Below are 21,927 nucleotides of genomic sequence, written 5' to 3'. Positions count from 1 at the left end.
GGGCAATAGTCGATGTTCTTAAAGGGACCCCTTCGAGTTGTTTGAAAATATAGAAATTGGTCGTATCACCTTCCATGGTTGAACTTAGTGCGAAGATCAATTCCTTGATCTTTCCTTCCTTGGCCTTGGCGACCAATGATGCAATGGTTAATTCTTGGGGACCAACACCTTCCATAGGGGAAATCTTCCCACCCAATACATGATAGAGCCCATTGTACTGACCAGTGTTTTCAATCGCCATTACGTCCCTTATATCCTCGACCACACAAACCAAACTTTCATCCCGTTTGGGATTGGTACAGATCTCACAAAGTTCAACATCGGATATATTATGGCATTGGGCGCAAAATTTGACCGAATTCCGAAGGTCTTCCAATGCTGAGGCCAATCTATTTGTTTGTCCACTTGGTTGTTTCAAAAGATGAAGAACCAACCGTAAGGCCGTTCGCTTTCCGATTCCCGGTAACTGGGCCATTTCATGAACAGCGTTCTCCAAAAGTTTTGATGAAAAATCCATAACAACAAAATTACGCACTATTTTTCTTTTTGTACTTTGCGTTCGAAATTTATTTCTATGTCAGCCATTCACATTCTACTCCTTATCGGGGCCTATTTCCTGGTACTTCTATCAATCTCGCATTTTACTGGAAAAAATGACTCGAATGCCGATTTCTTTAAAGCCGGAAAACAGTCTCCATGGTATTTGGTCGCTTTTGGCATGATCGGGGCATCCTTGTCCGGTGTCACTTTTATTTCGGTGCCGGGTTGGGTAGAAGCATCCCAATTCAGCTATATGCAGGTTGTTTTCGGTTATCTGTTGGGGTATATGGTCATTGCCTTTGTACTGCTCCCTATATATTACAGATTAAATGTAACGTCGATCTATGAATACCTCGACAATCGATTTGGGTTTGTTAGTTATAAGGTAGGTGCTGTATCGTTTTTCGTTTCCCGTGTCTTGGGAGCATCCTTCAGATTGTTCTTAGTGGCCATTGTATTGCAGCAATTCGTATTTGACACCTGGCATGTGCCTTTTGAACTTACCGTTACCCTTTCCATTTTACTCATATGGATCTATACGTTCAGAGGGGGAATCAAGACCATTGTTTGGACCGATACCCTACAAACCTTGTTTATGCTGGTTTCAGTGGGTTTATCGATCTTTTTCATCCTTAGACAATTGGATTGGAGCTTCATGGACTTTTTAACCTCAACAGAACTGAAACAGTATAACAAAACCTGGTTTATCAGTGATTTTTCGGATAAGAACCATTTGTTAAAGTCATTTTTGGGGGGAATGTTCATAACCATCTGTATGACCGGTCTGGATCAGGACATGATGCAGAAAAACCTGACCTGTAAGACTTTAAAAGATTCCCAAAAGAACATGGTGAGCTTTAGTCTTATATTGGTGCTGGTTACCTTTATTTTTATGCTACTCGGGGCATTATTGTTCATTTATGCCGAAAAATTCCAAATTTCAATTCCGACGATGGATGGCAAAACAAAACCTGACCTTCTATTTCCCGAAATCGCATTGAACAGTGGTTTGGGCATTACCGTTGCCATTACCTTTATATTGGGTCTAATTGCTGCCGCGTACAGTAGTGCGGATAGCGCCTTGACCTCATTGACCACTTCTTTTTGTGTTGATTTCTTGGGTATCGGCCATAAACCTGAAAACAAGAGAAAAAAAATTCGCAAAGCTACCCACATCGGTATGAGTCTTTTATTGATCATTGTGGTAATCTCCTTTAAACATATCCTAGATACCAATGTCATCGATGGTTTGCTTCAGGTAGCGTCCTATACCTATGGCCCCTTATTGGGGTTATTCGCTTTCGGCATACTTACAAAGTATATGGTAAAAGACAGGTATGTATGGATCGTTGCAATTGTATCGGTCGCCATCTGTTATATTTTAGGGAAGCTGCCCCCTGAAAATATAGGGGGCTATGTTTTTGGTTATGAATTGCTGCCCTTGAATGGACTTATAACTTTTTTAGGATTGATGTTGATTCGAAAAAAGAAGCAGCCCATAACAAACCCGCTCAATGGGTAAAGCAGGCATTTCTTTAAACCAATGGCCTACTTTTAAGTAGGATTTACCTTCATCTGACCCGATCAATCAAAAAAAGGGCTGTATTTCGTTGTTTTCGAACATCCGCACGATTTTTCACTGATCGAATGCGGGAAAAACCCAAAATACATCAGTATTGGTCAGTGGCCAAGAGTACCAAAGTGCAGGCTATGACGACTTCGATACCTTGTTTCGAAAGCATTTCGTAAAACGCAGGGTTTTCGGTTCCTGGATTAAAAATTACCCTTACAGGATGTAGGTTAATAATGTCATTATAGTACTTAGCCTGTCTTTTTGGACTTAAATACAAAGTAATCGTATGTATATTTTGGATATCATCTAAATTGGTCTTAATTTCAACCCCGTGAATTACTCCTACTTGTAATCCGAATGCCTGTGTGGCAATTCCTTTGCCAACTAGACGTTTTGTTACCATATTACTGTAACGGTCTGGTTTCAATGAAGCCCCAAAAACAAGTGTGTTTTTCATATGTTAAAACTGTTTTTCATGTGTAATTTTTTTATTAAAATTACGTCTAATAAAAATAAAAGAATAGATGCAGTACTACTATACCAAATATAAAGGTCGTTGATAAAGCTATATGTTTATAGTTAATGGTTAGTGTTTAGTATAGCCTATCAGCGAAAGGAACCCTGGCGGTAACGTCAGGGTTTTATATGTTTAATACCCTTGTGCATGACACATCCCAAGCACCCTTTTGTTTTATTGAGGACCGACCCGTGTATGACCCCATGTGCAATCCCCAAGAGGTTTATAAAGGAACGTTAAAGTCTACCAAATCAGTAACAAAGACGAAAAAGATTCGTCCTTTATATACCATTGAAGCCTGCTTTCTCTTAGAATGATCGGAATACACAGGGGTAACTGGGAGTGAAACTATATTCAAACTACCCTTAAGAATTTGGGTAAGACTTGATGGGATGCTGGTTGGTTGGTCCCAGATAAGGCTTGACCAAAAAGAAACCCTGACGAAATTCGTCAGGGTTTTATTTTAGGCACGGAAAGCTACCAGCGTATAATGACACTTCCCCATGTAAAACCACTACCAAAGGCTGCCAAGACCACTAGGTCGCCTTTGTTCACCTTGTCTTGTTCCCACGCTTCTGTCAAGGCAATAGGAATGGAAGCCGCTGTGGTATTTCCATACCTCATGATATTGTTATGGACCTGATTGTCATTTAGTCCGAATTTCTTTTGAATGAACTGTGATATTCTCAAGTTGGCCTGATGGGGCACAAGTAAATCAATATCTTTTTGGGTGAGTCCATTGGCCATCAATCCTTCCATAATAACTTCACTGAAGCGTACTACGGCGTTCTTAAAGACAAATTGCCCATTCATATACGGATAATAGGAAGTATCATTGGGATCGTTGTCCTTAATGATATCGGTTATCCACCGTTTGCCCATACCCGGTGCGATCAATGAGAGTTCTTCGGCATGTTGCCCTTCGGAGTGCAAATGGGTTGAAAGTATGCCTTTGGTCGTATCTTCTTCACGAGAAAGGACCACGGCACCTGCACCATCACCAAAAATTACGGTAACCCCTCTTCCCCTAGTACTAAAATCAAGGCCTGTGGAGTGCACTTCAGAACCGATGACAAGTATATTCTTGTACATTCCCGTTTTTATGAATTGGTCGGCAACCGATATGCCATATACAAAACCCGAACATTGATTTCTCACATCCAAGGCGCCGACGGTCCTTATTCCCAAGGCATGCTGTACCTGTACCCCAGGTCCTGGAAAATAGTAATCCGGACTAAGCGTCGCAAAAACAATAAAATCGATATCGTCCTTATCAATCCCCGCTCTTTCAATCGCTATTTTGGCGGCCTTTACCCCCATCGTCATGGTAGTATCCTCCCCTTTAATGACATGGCGCCGTTCCTTTATCCCGGTACGTTCTTGGATCCACGCATCATTGGTGTCCATTACCTTGGCTAAATCATCATTGGTTACCACATTATCAGGTACAAAATACCCAAGGCCTGTAATTTTCGAATTATACATTTTGTATTCTGTTTAGGTTTGTACAATAGATAGGACCTACCTATTGTAGTGCAAGGTAGTGATTGCCCCGCTTTTTATCAAAAGATAAAATTAATCCAATTTATTTAGACTATTCTTTTGGTTGTACCATGTACTTCTGAAAATTATTCACCCGGACCTTAGCTTTTAAATCATGCAGTAAGTTAAAAAGTCCGAAGAATGTACGGTTCATATAAAGAAAATGCTTGGAACCCCTATTTCCGTTCATTTTACGTATCTGTTGATCAGTGGAATAACGCTGGCTTAAATCCGCGATTTTAGTCCAAAAATCGTCTGCCCCGAAATCAAAGTCCTCCTCATTGAATGGTGACGTAAACAACGTCAACATTTCTTTGAACAGCGCCTTGAAAAATTTCAATTCCTCCGGTGTATCCGTAGGGGTTAAAATCTCGAGTTCATAAAGTTTTTGGGTGAATATCACATCATTGGAAATGTTTTCTTTCTCCGATAACTCAAAATAAGGGATATAAAACTCGTCAGGAATGGCTTTTATGCAACCAAAATCAATGGCTATAAGTGTTTCCCTATCGCTGATCAGAAAATTGCCAGGATGGGGGTCTGCATGCACTTTACGCAATCCATGAATTTGGTACATATAAAAATCCCAAAGGGTCTGGCCCAATTTATTTCCCAATTCCGGATTAAAATCGGTCTGGGCAAACTCGCTTAAATGTTGCCCATGCATCCAATCCATGGTTATAATCTTATTACTGGACAACGCCTTATAATATTCTGGAAATTCCAAATTGGGGATATGTGCACAAAATTTGGATATCTCCTCACTCTGTTCTAATTCGAGCAGGTAATCGGTTTCCTCAACCAATTTATGCTCTACCTCCTTAAAGTATTTATCAGAATCTTTTCCCTGTAGATTAAACATACGAATGGCAATAGGCTTTACCAAGGCCAGATCACTGCGTATACTTTCCGCGACACCAGGATATTGTATTTTAACGGCCAATTCCTTGTCATCTTTGGTGGCCTTATGTACTTGCCCTATACTTGCCGCATTGATCGAATTGCGATCGAAGGTATCAAAGAGCTCTTCTGGGTATTTATCCAAATACTTCTTAAACGTTTTACGGACTAGAGGAGCTGAAAGTGGAGGTACCGAAAACTGTGATAATGAAAACTTCTCGACGTATGCCCTGGGCAGTAGGTTCTTTTCCATGCTCAACATCTGCGCAACCTTCAAGGCACTTCCCTTAAGACTTTTCAATCCGTCATAGATATCTCCTGCGTTGTCTTCATTAAGCTCGTCCCTAGTGTGTTCGGGGTTCACCAATTTCTTTCCGTAATACTTGGCATAATTACCCCCGATCTTGACCCCGGTCTTTACCAGTTTGCCTGCACGTTCAATTTTACCTGTTGGAATAGTATCTAAAGTTTTCAATATAATTGGGGCTAAAGGTTACTTACTTAACAAAGGTTTCCTTATACAGGAATTTTCCGAAATCAATTAAATTTTCCAAGGGTGTATTATCAAAAACATCAAAAATGGTGTTCACCGACTTTTCAATGGCCATATCGGTCTTCTCAAAACCCTTGGAATCATCCTCTTTCCAAAATTTAAGTAGAAACAAAAACTGGAGCCAGGCCCCTTCAGAGAATAAATTGGGGTTATGTTTTGTTATTTTCAGGGGCTTGTCCTCATTGGCTTCAACGATTAAACCGGTCACAAAATTCTTGATTCGTTTGCGCAGGCCTTTCAGCTGCTCCAAGTTCTTCAAAGGATTCTTCTCTTGCTGCAATGCAAAGAGAACATAGCTACGGTTTAGGGTCAAGAGTTCAAAGAATGAATAGAGGAATGTCAGTAGCTTATCCTTGTTCGAAAAACCTTCGAATTCCTTGTTCTTATTCAACAAGTCCTCTGTGTTTTCATAGAACTTGTTCCATATTCTTTTCGGAATCGATTCCAAGGAACCGAATATGCCATAGAATTCGGCTTCAGCGATCGTATTTATTTTACAGAACCTATATACTGATTTTGGCTTGGTCTCATGTTCCAACACATAATCCATATACATGGTTATAAGATCATTTTCAGTAAGTTTCCTTGATTTGGCTTTAGCTACCATCTTATTTTTTTTGGATTGTTTTGATTTATCCTATACCGCAATCTTCGTGGTGGATTTTATTAAAGAAACGTGCTTTCAAGGGAAAGCACGTTCTCTAACAACCAAACCACTATAAACTAGTATCGATTGGATCAATATTGACTTTTTCATAGCAAATCAATTCCCAATCCCTACAAAGATACATATTGTTTAATATTTTTGGTTTTTTATTAAACAAAAATATTTGTTAAAGTTTGAGGCCCTTATTTTCGAAGTTTTCGTGTCAGTTTGTCACTCTTTAGCAGAATGGTATTTTTTTTGACAGGTATGTTCTATGAATCTTAAAAAAAATAAATAAAATGGCTACAGGTAAAATCAATGTATCAGTAGATAATATATTTCCTTTAATCAAAAAATTCCTTTATAGCGATCATGAGATTTTTCTACGTGAATTGATCTCGAATGCAACGGATGCCACCTTAAAACTAAAGCACCTGACTTCTATTGGGGAAGCGAAAGTTGAATATGGAAATCCGTTGATCGAAGTGAAATTGGATAAAAAAGGCAAGAAACTCCATATTATCGATCACGGTATCGGCATGACCGAGGAAGAGGTTAAGAAATATATTAACGAGGTTGCCTTCTCAGGGGCAGAGGAATTTTTGGACAAATACAAGGATGCGGGTAAGGATGCCGGCATTATCGGACATTTTGGGCTTGGTTTTTATTCCTCCTTTATGGTGGCCGATAAGGTCGAGATTATAACAAGGAGTTATAAAGAGGAACCAGCGGTCCATTGGTCTTGTGATGGTTCCCCTGAATTTTCATTGAAAAAGAGTAAAAAAGAAGAACGGGGTACGGAGATCATACTTCATATAGCGGAGGATTCCACCGAGTTTCTCGAAGAACATAGAATAGAGGAATTATTGAACAAGTACAATAAGTTCATGCCAATTCCCATAAAATTCGGGACAAAAACAGAAACCCTTCCCAAACCGGAAGGAGCAAAAGAAGAAGATCCCGCGCCGACCAAAGAGGTTGATAATATCATCAACAATCCCAATCCTGCTTGGACCAAACAGCCGGCCGACCTAAAGGATGAGGATTATAAAAGTTTTTACAGGGAACTCTATCCCATGCAGTTCGAGGAGCCCTTGTTCCACATCCATTTAAATGTGGACTATCCTTTCAACCTTACCGGAATCCTATATTTTCCAAAATTGACCAATGACCTGAACATTCAAAAAGACAGGATACAACTCTATCAAAACCAGGTGTATGTAACCGACAATGTGGAAGGGATCGTACCGGAATTCCTGACCATGTTGCGTGGGGTCATCGATTCCCCTGACATTCCTTTGAACGTGTCACGTTCCTATTTACAGGCCGATGGCGCCGTTAAAAAAATAGCGACATACATCACCAGAAAGGTTGCTGACAAATTGAATTCCCTGTTCAAAAACAACCGGGAAGAATTTGAGGCCAAATGGAACGACATCAAGATCGTCATCGAATATGGCATGCTTTCCGAAGATAAATTTTTTGAAAAAGCCGATAATTTCGCCTTATACCCAACGGTTGATGGTAAATACTACACCTATGCGGAATTGAAGGAGGCGCTAAAGGCAAACCAGACCGATAAGGATGATAAGCTTATCGTACTCTATGCCTCAGATAAGGAAGCGCAACATAGTTATATCGAAGCGGCCAAAAACAAAGGGTACGAGGTATTGTTGATGGACTCCCCTATAATAGCCCACTTGATGCAAAAATTGGAAAGCTCGAAAGAGAACCTTTCGTTCGCCCGAGTTGATGCCGATCATTTGGACAATTTGATCAAAAAGGAAGATACCCAGATCTCTAAACTTTCCGATGAGGAGAAAGATCGTCTAAAGGCTAATTTGGAAGAAGTGATTACCGACAAAGGCTATACCATTCAATTGGAAGCCATGGATAGTGATGCGTCGCCATTTATAATCACCGAGCCTGAATTTATGCGACGCATGAAAGAGATGCAGAAAACTGGCGGTGGCGGTGGTATGTTCGGAATGGGTAATATGCCTGAAATGTACAATCTAATCGTCAATACCAATCATGAGCTGATAGGTGAGATCTTAACTACCAAAACGGCCAAAAAACGGGAGCGATTGATCAACCAATCGTTGGATTTGGCACGATTGTCCAAAGGATTGCTCAAAGGGGAAGAGTTGACCAATTTTATTAAGCGTAGTTACGAAATGGTCAAATAGTTTGGCTAAATTTGGCCAAACTGAAACCCTACGATGAAAAACGTTATTCTAGGTTTGGCACTTCTCTTTGGAGGCTACGTAGCTGGCCAGGATCTTAACCTTAGCATTAAGGTAGCAGGTATAACCTCTGAAAAAGGAAATATACTTTATACTGTGTTTTCAGATAAGGTCGGTTTTCCCAGTAATGTTGACAAAGCGGTTCACAGGGGTTTGGTACCTATAAAGAACGGGGTGGCGGATATTCGGCTGCAATTACCTACCGGGGAGTATGCCATTATGGTCTTTCACGATGAAGATGGCAATAATGAGCTTAAAACCAATTGGTTTGGCATGCCCAAGGAAGGTGTAGGCAATTCGAACAACCACAAAGGCATACCGAGTTACAATAAGTCGGTTTTCACATTGTCGGAAGACAAATCCATTGTAATCGATCTATGGTATATGTAAATAGATACAAACAATTTAAAAACCGCCCTGATAAAACTGTCAGGGCGGTTTTTTTTTGATTAACCATTTCGTAAAAAAAAGACTGTTTTTTATTTCAAAAAATACCTCTTGTTAAAGTGGTTCTTTAGTAAAACAATCTGTAAGCCAACAAAGAACGCCAACCCTACACAGGCATACACATAAATGTTGGAAACTGAAACCTCGGGCATTTTGTCTAACATGTCCATGTTCTCCCATTTCAATAAGATCCGTTCTGGCCACCAATTGTAAGTTATAACCGAATTCCCATAAAAAAGAAAGGCAAAAACAGCTAATACGGTTCCTGCAATTGCCAACCATACCTTTCTGTTGATCAAAGGCTTATATACCTCGATCCTGTTGGACTGTTTTTCCGCCTCAATTTTAGAGATAACCGTATTGGTGAAATTGATTGAGGGTTGTTCCAAACCTTCTTTCTTTATTCTTTCTTGAATAAAGCCATCAAATTTGTTCATGTCATCGTTAGTGGTCCTTTGCATAATTCCTTATAATTTCTGGTTCTAAAGTATGGGCCAATAGTTGCATTAACTTTTTTCTTGCCCGGTGCAATTTAACTTTCGCATTCGTGACGCTTATGTTCATGATTGCGGAGATTTCCTGTAAGGTCAGTTCTTCATAATAATGCAAGGTAATCAATATACCATCGTCGCCCGGCAATGAACGTAAAGCCTCTTTTATGGTTTTGGTCTGATCGCTCCGTTCCAGCTGCAAAACCACATTTTCCCCTTCTGCCAAATGACTGTCAAAAACCGTATCAATCGAAATCGTTTCAATGCTCCTGCCCGACTTTCTAATAGCGTCTAAACTGCGGTAATACGCAATCTTATAGACCCACGTCGAAAATTTCGCATCCCCTTTAAACCCGCTTAACCCCTGATATGTTTTTAAAAAAGTATCCTGGGCGATTTCCTCTGCCTCTTCCCTATTTTTAACCATGCGCATGGCCAAGGTAAAGACCATATATTTATAACGGTCCACCAAATCGGCAAAGGCACCCATATCACCCTTAAGGGTCCTATTGATCAAAGGTTGGTCTTTATCAAGGCTCATCTACTGCATATGACGCTATTTTTACGGTGTTGGTTACATAAACTTAAAAAAAACCACGTACATGTAACCCCGAATCGAAAACCTTCGTCCTACCCTTTGAACGAGTTTATTAATCAATCCGTACGGAACACGTTTCTGTACTTAAAAACAATCAAATCATGGTAGGACCGGTATTTATTTTCATCAGTATGTTCATTGTCATTTTCGGCATCGCTTATCTTCACTTCTCTACACGGAACAAGGAACGCTTGGCCCTCATTGAAAAAGGGGCCGATGCCAGTATATTCGTAAAGGGGAAGAGTGAAAAGGCAGCCCCTGTATGGAAAATCCTTATCTTGAATCTCGCCCTTTTGTTAATGGGTATCGGCGGGGGTATCGTTCTTGGAGGCATTTTACAGAACAACCTTGCGGGAAATTCATTTTATGCCATGCCCGGCACTATATTTCTACTTGCAGGAACAGGACTTTTAATAGGTTTTTTTATTACCAAGCAATTGGATAAAGAGAAAAATTAATAGGTACAGGTAAAAAATAACTAGAACAACCCGGTTTTTACACTTGGTTATTCTAGTTACTCCATTGTGTTAAAAACATGTCTTAAAAAATATTTTGTGTCAACTTTTTTATAAGAAAATTACGACTTATCTTTCTCTAAAATTGTCGTACTTTTCTTATGTTTGAAATAACCATCCCTACTTATAATCTTCAAACCCTATTGGATATTATAGGGCTTATACAAGGGATTACTTTAGGTATATTACTTTTAATCCTTAATTATAAGCACTATAGAAGTACTTTTTTTCTGGGACTTTTTTTATTGCTGTTTTCTTTGAAATTACTCATTTTTATCCCAAAAGGGTTAAATCTAGATCAAGTTTACCCTGAATTGCTCCTATTACCATTTAACTTTTCCTGGTTACTTTTTCCGCTGTTCTTTATTTATACACAAAAAGTATCGATTTTTTCCAATCAAAAAACAAAATATTGGGTAATCGTCCCAGGAATCATATCCTTTTTATTACAAGTCATTATTTATTTCCTTCCCTATTCGACAAAACTGGAAATTTCACAAAGTTTGTGGTACGAACTTTTTTTTACGTTTATGGGAATATGCTATTCATGGGCCATTGGTATTTGGAATTTAAGGTTGATATATGATCATAAAAAAGAAGTTCAGAATACATTTTCATTAATAGAGTTCAAAGAACTTGAATGGGCCCGTATTTTTCTTATCTATGCGTTAACAACCTCTGTTATAATCCATATCCTATACATCATTTCACCCCAAAATTATTATTTCAAATTGTTATTTTCGATTTTCGATCTAATAGCTATATACTGGATTGGCGGCAATGGTATTATACAACGTAAAGTTTTGTCCGCCCTTGAAATTAAAAAGATCGGTAATTTTAAGGAAGTTGATCCCTTAGATGAAAAAAATAGTCCAACGTATGCCATTGAGGATTTAAAAGCGTTAATGAAGAAAATTGAGGAGTATGTGGTAAGCACTGAAAGTTTTATGTCAGCTGAACTTACCATTATTGATTTGGCAGAAAAATTGAAAGTACATCCGAAGCGTATTTCAACAGCTATCAATACTGTTATTAACCAAAATTTTAATACGTACATTAATCAGCATCGAATAAAAAAAGCTGAATTGCTACTGAAAAACAAAAGTGGGGATAATTATAGTATCGAGGGTATTGGTAAAGAGGTAGGTTTTAATAGCAATAGTGCCTTTTATTCCGCCTTTAGAAAATTGACAGGAATGACGCCTTCCGCATACAAGGAAAGAACAACCGTATAACGCCAAATATTCCATTAAATCCAAATTCTACGTTTATTCCCTTTTTCCCAAATTCAACTTTTAGAAATGGTTTGGATTCCTAAATGCATCATTTTCAAGCCTTTCAATATTCAAAAGTGTCCTGATTTCGGAAATCAGGACACCTTCCCTTTCATGTTAGTTGCATTTTAGCGTTTATATACCAAATCTTTATATGAAAGTTTAAATAAAGGACTGTGATTTTTAGGTTTCCCAATGCTTCTGACGTGTAGATTTTTAAATTGGCTGATCAGTACTAAAATTGGTGGTTCCCCCTGAAGTTTAAAAATAATTCAGTCCTTTTTAAATTATAAAATTATATATGAATTCTTTAGAAATAAATGCTTCCGGAAACTTTGAAAGCTGGAGCCCCAGCAAAATAAGAGAATTAAAGGAAAATAAAATAAGCAATGACCTTGGCCAAAACTTATTGTTTGAAAACGAAAATCTACGAATTTGGGAAGTTGTATTATTGCCCAATGAAAGATTGCCGTTTCGCAAAATAAATATGGACTACAGTTGGGTTTCCTTAACTACCGGTATGGCAATATCGAGATATGCTGATGGAAAGATCTTACTTATGCGAATTGAAAAGGGAGACTCTGCCTTTTTGAGTTGTAAAGAAAAAACCTATATATATGATCTGGAAAATAAAGGGGACGACATTCTCTTTTTCCATCTGACCGAATTTAAACACCAAACCATCAAAAAATACTTGCCAGCTGATGTACGTTTAAAATCGAAGAAACCTTCGAACAATTAAAAATCCTTAACAAAGTACACCTCGGGTTAAATTGAGTATTGCCTCTGGGTTTTTACCATCAATATGATCTGGTTTTTTATCTTTAGGGTATGAAAATCATTTCTACCAATATTGGCAATCCAACGATGTTTTTATGGAATGGGAAGGAAGAACGCACAGGAATTTATAAATATCCTACCGAGAAAGCCTTATTTTTAGGAAAGACCGATGTAGAAAATGATACGGTAATCGACCGAAAACATCATGCAGGAGTCAATAAGGCATGTTATCTGTTTTCAGCGGATCAATATCCTTTTTGGAAAAGCAAGTACCCTCATTTGGAATGGAACTGGGGCATGTTCGGGGAAAACCTTACGGTAAAGGGTCTTGAAGAGTCCAACCTCAGAATTGGGGATATCTACAGCATAGGTACATCCTTGGTACAGGTTTCACAACCTCGGGAACCATGTTATAAATTAGGTATTCGGTTTGGCACCCAAGATATTATACAACAGTATATCGACCATGGGCATCCCGGCACCTATGTGCGTATTCTTGAATCTGGAAAGGTAAAGGTGCATGATGAAATGGTCTTGATCGATAGATCCGAAAATCCGCTTACCGTACAACAATTTTATAAATTACTTTACGCAAAGGAAAAAGATGTGGCCCTAGTAAACCTGGCAATTGAAAATGCCGCACTACCCGATTATAAAAAGGAGCGCTTAAAGAAGCATCTTAAAAGTAAAGGCAATTTATAAACCACCTTATGGCAGCACCTTGGCATCTTTACTTCATGGCGGCTATGTATATCATAGCTGGGATTATGCATTTTATTCGACCGAAAATCTATCTCCGAATTATGCCCAGATACCTGCCAAAACCAGAATTATTGGTGAAATTGAGCGGTCTTGCCGAAATTCTTTTAGGTATAGGGTTGTGCTTCACCGTTACCAAAGCATTTTCCATTTACGGAATAATCTTGATGTTGGCCCTATTTCTTTTGGTCCATTTTTATATGCTAAGCGGTGACAAAGCGGCCGCAGGCATCCCTAAATGGATTTTGATCCTTAGGCTACCTCTTCAATTCGTATTGATCTATTGGGCCTTTTCTTATTTAAATTACGCATAAAAAAAGGAGGCTTACGCCCCCTTTTTCCCTCGAACTAAATTAAAACCAACTTAATCTACTATAATATAATCGTAATACCGATCATTAAGGTTCTTCACCATAATGCTGTATCGACCTTCATGGGCATTCTTAAAGTTGAAGGCCTTCTCAATAAGTGCGGTATTTTCGAATACTTGGTTGAAAACCACACGATCGCTATTATCAATAACTTTGATCTCAACTTCCTTCTTACTCAAGTTCAACAGATTAAGATATACCATATCCCCTTTTTTTCTAAAGACAGGTTTGTTCTTCTCTAACTTGGTTTCGATAGAAATGTGGGCATCTTCAACCAAAATCGTATATTCTGTCTCTTTGATCGCATCTTCCACTTCAAGGAAATAAGTGCCTGTTTCCAGACTATTCAGGTTAAATGTTTTTAAATACTCTGTTTTGTCTTCAAGGGACTCAGAGAAAATAACATTGCCCTGTAGATCAATGAACCTCAGTGTTGCATCGGTAGTTATATTGTCATATCTAAAAACCAATTTTTTACTGTTCTCATCTGAGACGATTCTCAAATCGATTTTATTGGCCATGCCGAAGGCCGTAATGAATAAAAAGGCCGCGCTTAGTGTTAATTTTTTAATTGTTTTCATAACTTTTTGATTTAAGGATTAATGAATAATTTAATGATTGATGAATAATTTTATTTTTAATTATCTATTGTAATTTCTTTTGCTTGCCCAGACAACTTTTGCTGTCTTTAAAGCTTGAAAAGAATGAACCCTTTCGTGCTACTGTTGGCATTTTGTTAATTGGTGCTCTCATATTTTCTTTTTAATAATTTTCAATATTAATTACAGGACAAACCTACGACCGAAATATCCGTCTCACTACATCAGTATTTTCCAATTTATATGGTATTTTACCAGATAAGTAGTTAAATTAATTATTAAGGGGTAATTCAGCATAGATTTGAGTTAATTTTACAAAGTTGGTTACGTATACCCTTAGTAACTTTGTAGCTTAGAAACTTAATCATTTGTGGAAACTGAAACCTACACTGGTAGCTTTAGAACCCAATTTCTTACGTTCTTATATGTACCAAAATTCGACGCTTCAAAAAACAGCAGGAACAATATATGGCATTACCTCCCCGAGATCGAGTTGATCTATGTAAATGGTGGGGCCGGTAAACGCCAGATCGAGAGTAACCTATCTATTATACGAAGGGTACCCTTATATTGATAGGCAGCAAACTGCCCCATTGTGGTTTTACCGATAAGCTGACCGGAAATAGAAGTGAGACCCTTATACAAATGAAGACGGATTTTCTGGGAAACGATTTTCTCGATATTCCCTAAATGAAAAAGATCCAAACTTTTTTCCAGATTGTAGAGGCAGGGGTATTCTTCTTCGGGAAACAAAACAGCGATTGGGGGCAAAGATGAAGGCATTGGAACACTAATCCAGTTTTGAATACCTATTGTCCATGTTGGGTCTTTTCTTATTTAAAATACGCATAAAAAAAGGAGGCTTACGCCCCCTTTTTCCCTCGAACTAAATTAAAACCAACTTAATCAACTAAAATATCTTCGTAGTACTTATCATTCAGGTTCTTCACCATAATGCTGTATCGACCCTCATGGGCATTCTTGAAGTTGAAGACCTTCTCAATAAGTGTGGTATTTTCGAATACTTGGTTGAAAACCACGCGATCGTTATTGTCAATAACTTTGATCTCAACCTCTTTCTTACTCAAGTTCAACAGATTAAGATAAACCATATCCCCTTCTTTTCTAAAGACAGGCTTGTACTTTTCCAACCTGTTTTCGATTGAAATTCCTGAATCTGCAATACTAATGGTATATTCAGTCTCTTTGATCGCATCTTCCACTTTTAGGAAATAAGTGCCTGTTTCCAGACTCGCGAGATTGAATTTCTTCATATAGGCTGTTTTGTCTTCCATAGATTCAGCGAAAATGACATTGCCCTGTACATCAATGAATCGCAGTGCCGCATCGGTCGATAAATTGTCATATCTAAAAACCATGGTCTTGTTTTCCTTGTCTGAGAAGATTCTCAAATCCATTTCGTTGGCCATACCGAAAGAGCTAATAAATAAAAAGGCCGCGCTTAGTGTTAATTTCTTAATTGTTTTCATAACTTTTTGATTTAAGGATTAATAAATAATTTAATGATTGATGAATAAATCTATATTTCTATTGAGTGATTATCGACTATAATTTCTTTTGGTTGCCCAGACAACCCTTTTGCTGTCTTTAAAGTTTGAAAAGAACGAATTCCTTCTTGCAACTGTCGGCATCTTCTTAATTGGTGTTATCATATTCTATTTTTAATTATTTTAAAATTAATTACAGGACAAATCTACGACCGCAATATCCGTCCCACTACATCAGTATTTTCCAATTTATATGGTATTTTACCAGATAAGTAGGCCAATTGACCATTAAGGGGTAATTTAGAATAGATTTGAGATAATTTTGCAAAGTTCGGTAGTGCACAGCTTGAGTCATATTTTAGTTTAGCAAGGAAATTATACACTCAATAAGCAACCTACCCTAAAAGCTATTGAACCCAATTTTGGACATTCCTATATGTACCAAAAATTCGACGTTCCAAAGAACAATGGGAATAACAAATGGTACTATCACCTCGAAATTGAACTGGTATAGGACAATGGTGGGGCCGGAAACATCAATTCGGAGAAACCTTTATTTATAGGAAAACCCATGTTGAAGATGATACTATAGTTGACCGTAAGCACCTCCCGAAGGGCATAAAACTTCTGAATAGTATTTAGAATATCCATATTGAAAAGGCAAGTACGCTCATCTAGAATAGAATTGGGGCATGTTTTGGGGAAACCTGATCAACGAAGTTCTCTTAATAAATTAGGAATTAATGGTGGGCCTGAGTGGTCTGGCCAAAATTTATCTGTTAAACATTGATATAGCTGCGTCCGTACTATCCATATGGTTTTATTCCTAAGACCCAAGAATACCACTTCCATTCGTGCTAATGAATTAGGCCTTCTCCTATCAGTAATGCGAACAAAAAAAAAGAGGGCTTACGCCCCCCTTTTCCCTCGAACTAAATTAAATCAACTTAATCAACTAAAATATCTTCGATATATTTATCAGAACTGGTTTTGACCATAATACTATATTGATCTTTGTAGGCCTTTTCAAAATTAAAAGCCTTTTCAATAAGATCCTCGTTTTCGAATATCTGGTTAAATACCACCCTGTCACTGCTGTCGAAAACTTTAACCTCAACTTCTTCCTTGCTCAAGTTCAAAAGATTAAGATAAACCATACCCTCTTTTTGTCTGAAGACAGGTTTGTTCTTCTCTAACTTGTTTTCGATTGAAATTTGGGAATCTTCAACCAGTATGGTATATTCCGTCTCTTTGATAGCATCTTCCACTTCAAGAAAATAAGTTCCCGTTTCCAGGCCATTCAGGTTAAACCTTTTTGAATACTCCGCTTTATCTTCAAGGGATTCAGAGAAAATGACATTGCCCTGTACATCAATGAACTTAAGTGTTGCATCGGTAGAAAGATTGTCATATCTAAAAACCAAGGTTTTACTATCTTCCGCTGGGATGATTCTCAAATCGATTTCGTTGGCCAGGCCAAAGGCTGTAATGAATAAAAAGGCCGCGCTCAGTGATAATTTCTTAATTGTTTTCATAACATTTTGATTTTAACGATTAATGAATAATTAAATGATTGATGGTTAATTCTATTTTTTATTTAGCGATTATAATTTCTTTTGGTTGCCCAGACAACCCTTTTGCTGTCTTTAAAGCTTGAAAAGAATGAACCCTTTCGTGCTACTGTTGGCATTTTGTTAATTGGTGCTCTCATTTTTTCTTTTAATTATTTTCAAAATTAATTACGGGACAAACCTACGACCGAAATATCCGTCTCACTACATCATTATTTTCCAATTTATATGGTATTTTACCAAATAAGTAGGTTAATTAATTGTTAAGGGGTAATTTAGCATAGATTTGAGTTAAATTTGCAAAGTTCGGTTACGTATACCCTTAGTAACTTTGCAGATTAGAAACTAAATTATATGTTGAAACAGAAACCTACACTGGAAGCGATATAACCCAATTTTGGACATTCCTATATGTACCAAAAATTCGACGCTTCAAAAAACAACAGGAACAATATATGGCATTACCACCCCGAGATCGAATTGGTCTATGTAAATGGTGGGGCCGGTAAACGCCAGATAGGAAGTAACCTATCTTATTATACGAATGGCACCCTTATATTGATAGGCAGCAATCTGCCCCATTGTGGTTTTACCGATAAGCTGACCGGAAATAGAAGTGAGACCGTTATACAAATGAAGACGGATTTTCTGGGAAACGATTTTTTCGATATTCCCGAAATGAAAAAAATCCAAACTATTTTCGAGATTGCAAAGGCAGGGGTAGTCTTCTTTGGGGAAACAAAACAGCAATTGGGGGCAAAGATGGAGGCATTGGATCACCAATCCAATTTTGAGCGCTTATTATCCATATTGGACATTCTACACGGATTGGCAAATACCGAAGAGTTTCGGATATTGAATGCCCATGGCTATTCCTTGGAAGCCGATACCAAAGACAATGACCGCATCAATATGGTATTCAATCATGTCAAGAATAATTTTAAGGAGGAAATAACCTTACAAGAGATTTCGGACTTGGTTAGTATGACCATACCATCGTTCTGCCGGTACTTTAAAAAGATCACCAATAAGACTTTCGTGCAATTTGTAAACGAATACCGCCTCGTACATGCCTCGAAACTCCTGGCTGAGCAACCCATGAGTATTACAGAGGTCTGTTTTGAATGCGGTTTCAATAATTTTTCACATTTCAACAAATCGTTCAAGGCCTTTACGGGACAAAATCCATCGGCATATAGAAATCAATTGAGTACGGTTTTACAATAAACGGCGAAAGGATGTATTCATTGAAGTTAGCGGATGCCGATATCACATACTACCCTGACTTTATCGATAGCCAAAAGGCTGATGCCTATTTTGCCCATTTCAGGAGCACCATTCCCTGGCAGCAGGATGATATAAAGGTCTTTGGCAAAGTGTACCCGCAGCCCAGGTTAACGGCCTTGTATGGCGCTGAGGGAAAAACATATTCTTATTCCAATATTACCATGCAGCCAAAATTGTTTACGGGCGAATTATTGGAGATCAAGAACAGTATCGAGGCCATTGCACAAGTTGAATTCAATGCCTGCCTTTTAAATCTATATAGGAATGGGCAGGACAGTAATGGGTGGCATTCGGACGATGAACGGGAGTTGGGACAAAACCCGATCATCGGTTCAATAAGTCTAGGGCAAGAAAGGCCCTTTCATTTACGGCATAAAAAGAACAAATACATGAAGCACAAGTTACTATTGAATCATGGGAGCCTCTTACTGATGAAGGGAAAGTCCCAACATTTCTGGCAACATCAGGTACCAAAGACAACAAAACCCATTGGGGAGCGTATTAACCTTACCTTTAGAATGTTAAAATAAAAAAAACCGGTTATATAATTATATACCGGTTTTTTTTATACCCTTTTTACAAGTCTAGCACTGCCTTTAGCGTTCGGGTCACTGCACTAATGTCCTCATGCGCAACTACACTAATATAACTTCAGATCTTATGCCAAGGTATTATTATTCGACCAAATTCCCATTTTTAGGATAAGGGGAATAAATACATATTCATAAATTGAATTGCCGTGAATTCCATGGGAAAATGGTTATTTAAAAAGCTCGTTCAACACTTTAGCCAAACGCAATCCGCCCTTATGCAATTGGGACTCAACCGTGCCCCACCAGGTATAACTATATCGATAGGCAAGCTTTTCACCAACTTTGACGGAATCATATAATGAATCAGCGATTCCCTGTGACTCCTTCACCCAATCGAGAATACTGCCTTCCTGCAGCTGCTTAGTCGCCCTTTTATCCAATTTGGGAAGGGTATTCGCCAATTCAGAATAACTCAAACCATAGTCATCGATCATATTCGAATCCCAGACCTTATGAAGATTGCTTCCCCTACCAAACCATTGTACCTGAATATCATTTCCCCCTTTGTCCTCGGCCCTTCCAACATGCATGGGCTGGTGAAGATCGCCAATCAGATGCACCAACATTTTTAAGTAAAAGACACGGTCAGCGGTCGTATTTCCTTCATTGGTCACCATTGCAATGCATTTGTCGATACCCACCACCAAATCACCGTACTTACTGGCCTCATCTACGGAATAATCCTTGCCCGGAGCAATATTCACATAATGCCACGCACTGAATTCCCTATACCGGGAATCCGCTTTTATTTCATCGGCAAAATTTGAAATCGAGGCGAGGCTCTTCCCGTCTAAAAGTTTGTCAATGGTACGTTTTGCCTTTCCTGAAAGTTCTTCTTGTGCAATTTCACCGATGACCCTGTGTCCCGTTTTCGACCAAAATGGTGAATTCCCCCAAGAAATCTGACCTATGAGGAGTATAAGAAGCACTATTTTTTTCATGGTTTTTATTTGTTTCAAAATTAGAAAAAGGATTTTAATCTAATGTTAACTCTTGTTCCTATTTCATTTTTTAGTTCGATCTTGCAACCCATAAGCGAATTGAATTTGAAGAACATAAAGAACAAATACGTCCGATATACCGCTATGGCCCTAGCAGTGGTTATTTTGGGGGTTCTGCTATTTTTTCTAAGTGTTCGTTTGGGCGTATGGGGCAAGCTACCCAGTAAAAGCGAGCTTTCTACTTTTCATTATTATAGGGCTTCCGAAGTATATACTTCGGATAGCGTACTCATTGGAAAATATTATGTGAATGACCAACAGCCCATTCTGTTCAATAGTATTCCAGTACACATGCTCAATGCCTTGATCGCTATCGAGGATGAACGATTTTATGATCATTCCGGTATCGACTATCGAAGCCTTCTTCGGGTCATGGTAAAGACCATTTTAATGCAGGATCAATCATCGGGAGGTGGCAGTACATTGACCCAACAACTGGCCAAAAACCTGTATCCCCGCAAGGAACGCAATACAACAAACCTTGCCGTGAACAAGGTAAAGGAAATGATCATTGCCCAACGTCTGGAAAACCTCTTTTCAAAGGAAGAACTATTGGAGCATTATCTCAATACCGTTTCCTTTGGCGGAAATACCTTTGGTATTGAGAGTGCGGCATTAAAGTTTTTCAATAAGACAACGACCCAATTGAATATCGAAGAATCCGCAACCTTGATCGGTATGCTGAAGGCCACACATAGCTATAACCCAAGATTGTTTCCAGAAAGAAGTACCGATAGGAGAAATTTAGTCCTACAAGCAATGTTAGACAACGATTTCTTATCCCAAATTGAGAAGGATAGTATCGCCCCACTTCCAATAAAGCTGAATTATCGGGAATTCGACCATGATGTAGGTACAGCCCCTTATTTTAGGGAAGAGGTTCGCAAAATACTTCGTAAGTGGTGCGAAATTCAAAATGAACAGGGTACCGATTATAATCTGTATACTTCAGGTCTTAAGATCTACACGACCTTAGATTCGAAAATGCAAAAATGGGCAGAGGAAACCATGGCCCATCATATGTCCTCCCTGCAAAATAAGTTCGAAAAAAGTTATGGGAAGAACGCCCCTTGGTATAAGGACAAATCACTTATCCAAAAATTGGTCAAAAGAACTGCAGCATTTAAAAATCTGGAGAAACTAGGATGGGATGATAAAAAAATCATGGACTCCCTTCAACGAAAAAGAACAATGACCTTGGCGGACTGGGACGGTGAAAAATTGGTTGAGGCCAGTACAATCGATAGCCTGCAGCATTATATGAAATTCCTGAATACGGGTTCCTTGTCCATTGATGCCAAGACCGGGGCCGTAAAGACGTGGATTGGTGGCATCAATTACAAGTATTTCAAATATGATCATGTGGCCCAGAGTAAAAGACAGGTAGGATCTACATTCAAACCCATCGTCTATACCGCCGCCCTTGAAACAGGCATTCCTCCATGCACCTATTTCTCGGCCCAGGAAGTGGAATACGAGAATTTAAAAGGCTGGTCGCCTAGCAACTCCGGCAATGAAGATGAGACCTATCTAAACTATTCAATGGAAATGGCCTTGAGCAATTCAGTGAATACGGTGGCGGTAAAGGTTTTGGAAAAAACAGGAATCGAAAACGT

The 21,927-nt window shown here is 38.5% G+C and carries 23 protein-coding genes; 11 read left to right on the top strand and 12 right to left on the bottom strand.

Features of this window, described 5'->3' with window-relative positions; all coding sequences use genetic code 11:
• A partial coding sequence (gene recR, locus WBM98_RS00340) for a recombination mediator RecR (protein WP_424364017.1) occupies positions 1-517 on the bottom strand: 517 nt, incomplete at its 3' end.
• A gap of 57 nt (positions 518-574) precedes the next feature.
• Between recR and WBM98_RS00335 the strand changes: the two genes are divergently transcribed.
• Positions 575-2,062 (top strand): sodium:solute symporter, encoded by a 1,488-nt coding sequence (locus tag WBM98_RS00335; RefSeq protein ID WP_424364016.1) that lies wholly within the window; start codon positions 575-577, stop codon positions 2,060-2,062.
• A gap of 148 nt (positions 2,063-2,210) precedes the next feature.
• Here the strand turns inward: WBM98_RS00335 and WBM98_RS00330 are convergent, their stop codons facing one another.
• The 4 genes from WBM98_RS00330 to WBM98_RS00315 all read right to left on the bottom strand — a co-directional run bounded on the left by WBM98_RS00330 (position 2,211) and on the right by WBM98_RS00315 (position 6,232).
• Positions 2,211-2,570, bottom strand: coding sequence for a CoA-binding protein (locus WBM98_RS00330; RefSeq protein ID WP_424364015.1), 360 nt, complete (start codon positions 2,568-2,570; stop codon positions 2,211-2,213).
• Between the two features lie 537 nt (positions 2,571-3,107).
• Positions 3,108-4,115: a 3-oxoacyl-ACP synthase III family protein gene (locus tag WBM98_RS00325; RefSeq protein WP_424364014.1), complete on the bottom strand. Its 1,008-nt coding sequence runs from the start codon at positions 4,113-4,115 to the stop codon at positions 3,108-3,110.
• A 109-nt stretch (positions 4,116-4,224) separates the two neighbouring features.
• Positions 4,225-5,547: an ABC1 kinase family protein gene (locus WBM98_RS00320; RefSeq protein WP_424364013.1), complete on the bottom strand. Its 1,323-nt coding sequence runs from the start codon at positions 5,545-5,547 to the stop codon at positions 4,225-4,227.
• 22 nt (positions 5,548-5,569) lie between these two features.
• Positions 5,570-6,232: a TetR family transcriptional regulator C-terminal domain-containing protein gene (locus WBM98_RS00315; protein ID WP_424364012.1), complete on the bottom strand. Its 663-nt coding sequence runs from the start codon at positions 6,230-6,232 to the stop codon at positions 5,570-5,572.
• A 338-nt stretch (positions 6,233-6,570) separates the two neighbouring features.
• Here WBM98_RS00315 and htpG point away from each other — a divergent pair, with 338 nt between their 5' ends.
• Both htpG and WBM98_RS00305 read left to right on the top strand, forming a co-directional pair.
• Complete coding sequence (htpG, locus tag WBM98_RS00310) at positions 6,571-8,460, top strand: molecular chaperone HtpG (RefSeq protein ID WP_424364011.1); 1,890 nt, start codon at positions 6,571-6,573, stop codon at positions 8,458-8,460.
• 33 nt (positions 8,461-8,493) lie between these two features.
• Positions 8,494-8,907, top strand: coding sequence for a DUF2141 domain-containing protein (locus tag WBM98_RS00305; protein ID WP_424364010.1), 414 nt, complete (start codon positions 8,494-8,496; stop codon positions 8,905-8,907).
• 89 nt (positions 8,908-8,996) lie between these two features.
• On the opposite strand, the gene WBM98_RS00300 is transcribed toward WBM98_RS00305, so the two are convergent.
• Both WBM98_RS00300 and WBM98_RS00295 read right to left on the bottom strand, forming a co-directional pair.
• Positions 8,997-9,425 (bottom strand): hypothetical protein, encoded by a 429-nt coding sequence (locus tag WBM98_RS00300; RefSeq protein WP_424364009.1) that lies wholly within the window; start codon positions 9,423-9,425, stop codon positions 8,997-8,999.
• On the bottom strand, positions 9,409-9,996 hold the full coding sequence (locus WBM98_RS00295) for an RNA polymerase sigma factor (RefSeq protein ID WP_424364008.1): 588 nt from the start codon (positions 9,994-9,996) through the stop codon (positions 9,409-9,411). The genes WBM98_RS00300 and WBM98_RS00295 overlap by 17 nt, the downstream gene beginning before the upstream one ends.
• Before the next feature lie 158 nt (positions 9,997-10,154).
• On the opposite strand from WBM98_RS00295, the gene WBM98_RS00290 reads away from it, so the two are divergent.
• From WBM98_RS00290 to WBM98_RS00270, 5 genes are all read left to right on the top strand, one after another.
• On the top strand, positions 10,155-10,511 hold the full coding sequence (locus tag WBM98_RS00290; protein WP_424364007.1) for a DUF6249 domain-containing protein: 357 nt from the start codon (positions 10,155-10,157) through the stop codon (positions 10,509-10,511).
• A gap of 587 nt (positions 10,512-11,098) precedes the next feature.
• A complete protein-coding gene (locus tag WBM98_RS00285; RefSeq protein WP_424364006.1) occupies positions 11,099-11,803 on the top strand; it encodes a helix-turn-helix domain-containing protein in 705 nt (234 codons plus the stop codon).
• Positions 11,804-12,143: 340 nt separating this feature from the next.
• Positions 12,144-12,584: a hypothetical protein gene (locus WBM98_RS00280; protein ID WP_424364005.1), complete on the top strand. Its 441-nt coding sequence runs from the start codon at positions 12,144-12,146 to the stop codon at positions 12,582-12,584.
• A gap of 89 nt (positions 12,585-12,673) precedes the next feature.
• Positions 12,674-13,324 (top strand): MOSC domain-containing protein, encoded by a 651-nt coding sequence (locus tag WBM98_RS00275; protein ID WP_424364004.1) that lies wholly within the window; start codon positions 12,674-12,676, stop codon positions 13,322-13,324.
• 8 nt (positions 13,325-13,332) lie between these two features.
• The gene (locus tag WBM98_RS00270) at positions 13,333-13,695 is read left to right on the top strand and encodes a DoxX family protein (RefSeq protein ID WP_424364003.1); all 363 of its coding nucleotides are present in this window, start codon (positions 13,333-13,335) and stop codon (positions 13,693-13,695) included.
• Between the two features lie 50 nt (positions 13,696-13,745).
• Here WBM98_RS00270 and WBM98_RS00265 read toward each other — a convergent pair whose 3' ends face one another.
• The 4 genes from WBM98_RS00265 to WBM98_RS00250 form a co-directional block, all read right to left on the bottom strand.
• Complete coding sequence (locus WBM98_RS00265) at positions 13,746-14,333, bottom strand: hypothetical protein (RefSeq protein WP_424364002.1); 588 nt, start codon at positions 14,331-14,333, stop codon at positions 13,746-13,748.
• Between the two features lie 516 nt (positions 14,334-14,849).
• Positions 14,850-15,134 (bottom strand): hypothetical protein, encoded by a 285-nt coding sequence (locus WBM98_RS00260; protein ID WP_424364001.1) that lies wholly within the window; start codon positions 15,132-15,134, stop codon positions 14,850-14,852.
• 119 nt (positions 15,135-15,253) lie between these two features.
• The gene (locus WBM98_RS00255; RefSeq protein WP_424364000.1) at positions 15,254-15,841 is read right to left on the bottom strand and encodes a hypothetical protein; all 588 of its coding nucleotides are present in this window, start codon (positions 15,839-15,841) and stop codon (positions 15,254-15,256) included.
• Between the two features lie 965 nt (positions 15,842-16,806).
• Positions 16,807-17,394 (bottom strand): T9SS type A sorting domain-containing protein, encoded by a 588-nt coding sequence (locus WBM98_RS00250; protein ID WP_424363999.1) that lies wholly within the window; start codon positions 17,392-17,394, stop codon positions 16,807-16,809.
• 447 nt (positions 17,395-17,841) lie between these two features.
• Between WBM98_RS00250 and WBM98_RS00245 the strand changes: the two genes are divergently transcribed.
• Positions 17,842-18,657 carry an AraC family transcriptional regulator gene (locus tag WBM98_RS00245; RefSeq protein ID WP_424363998.1) on the top strand — a complete coding sequence of 272 codons (816 nt, stop codon included), beginning with the start codon at positions 17,842-17,844 and terminating at the stop codon, positions 18,655-18,657.
• A gap of 11 nt (positions 18,658-18,668) precedes the next feature.
• Positions 18,669-19,247 (top strand): alpha-ketoglutarate-dependent dioxygenase AlkB family protein, encoded by a 579-nt coding sequence (locus tag WBM98_RS00240; protein WP_424363997.1) that lies wholly within the window; start codon positions 18,669-18,671, stop codon positions 19,245-19,247.
• Between the two features lie 230 nt (positions 19,248-19,477).
• Here WBM98_RS00240 and WBM98_RS00235 read toward each other — a convergent pair whose 3' ends face one another.
• Complete coding sequence (locus WBM98_RS00235; RefSeq protein ID WP_424363996.1) at positions 19,478-20,251, bottom strand: S1/P1 nuclease; 774 nt, start codon at positions 20,249-20,251, stop codon at positions 19,478-19,480.
• Between the two features lie 105 nt (positions 20,252-20,356).
• On the opposite strand from WBM98_RS00235, the gene WBM98_RS00230 reads away from it, so the two are divergent.
• A partial coding sequence (locus tag WBM98_RS00230) for a transglycosylase domain-containing protein (RefSeq protein WP_424363995.1) occupies positions 20,357-21,927 on the top strand: 1,571 nt, incomplete at its 3' end.

It is taken from the genome of Maribacter sp. (genome assembly GCF_049667165.1).
Lineage (GTDB): Bacteria > Bacteroidota > Bacteroidia > Flavobacteriales > Flavobacteriaceae > Maribacter_A.
The sequence above is the reverse complement of the archived record's forward strand: the minus strand, read 5'-3'. Positions and strand labels throughout refer to the sequence as shown.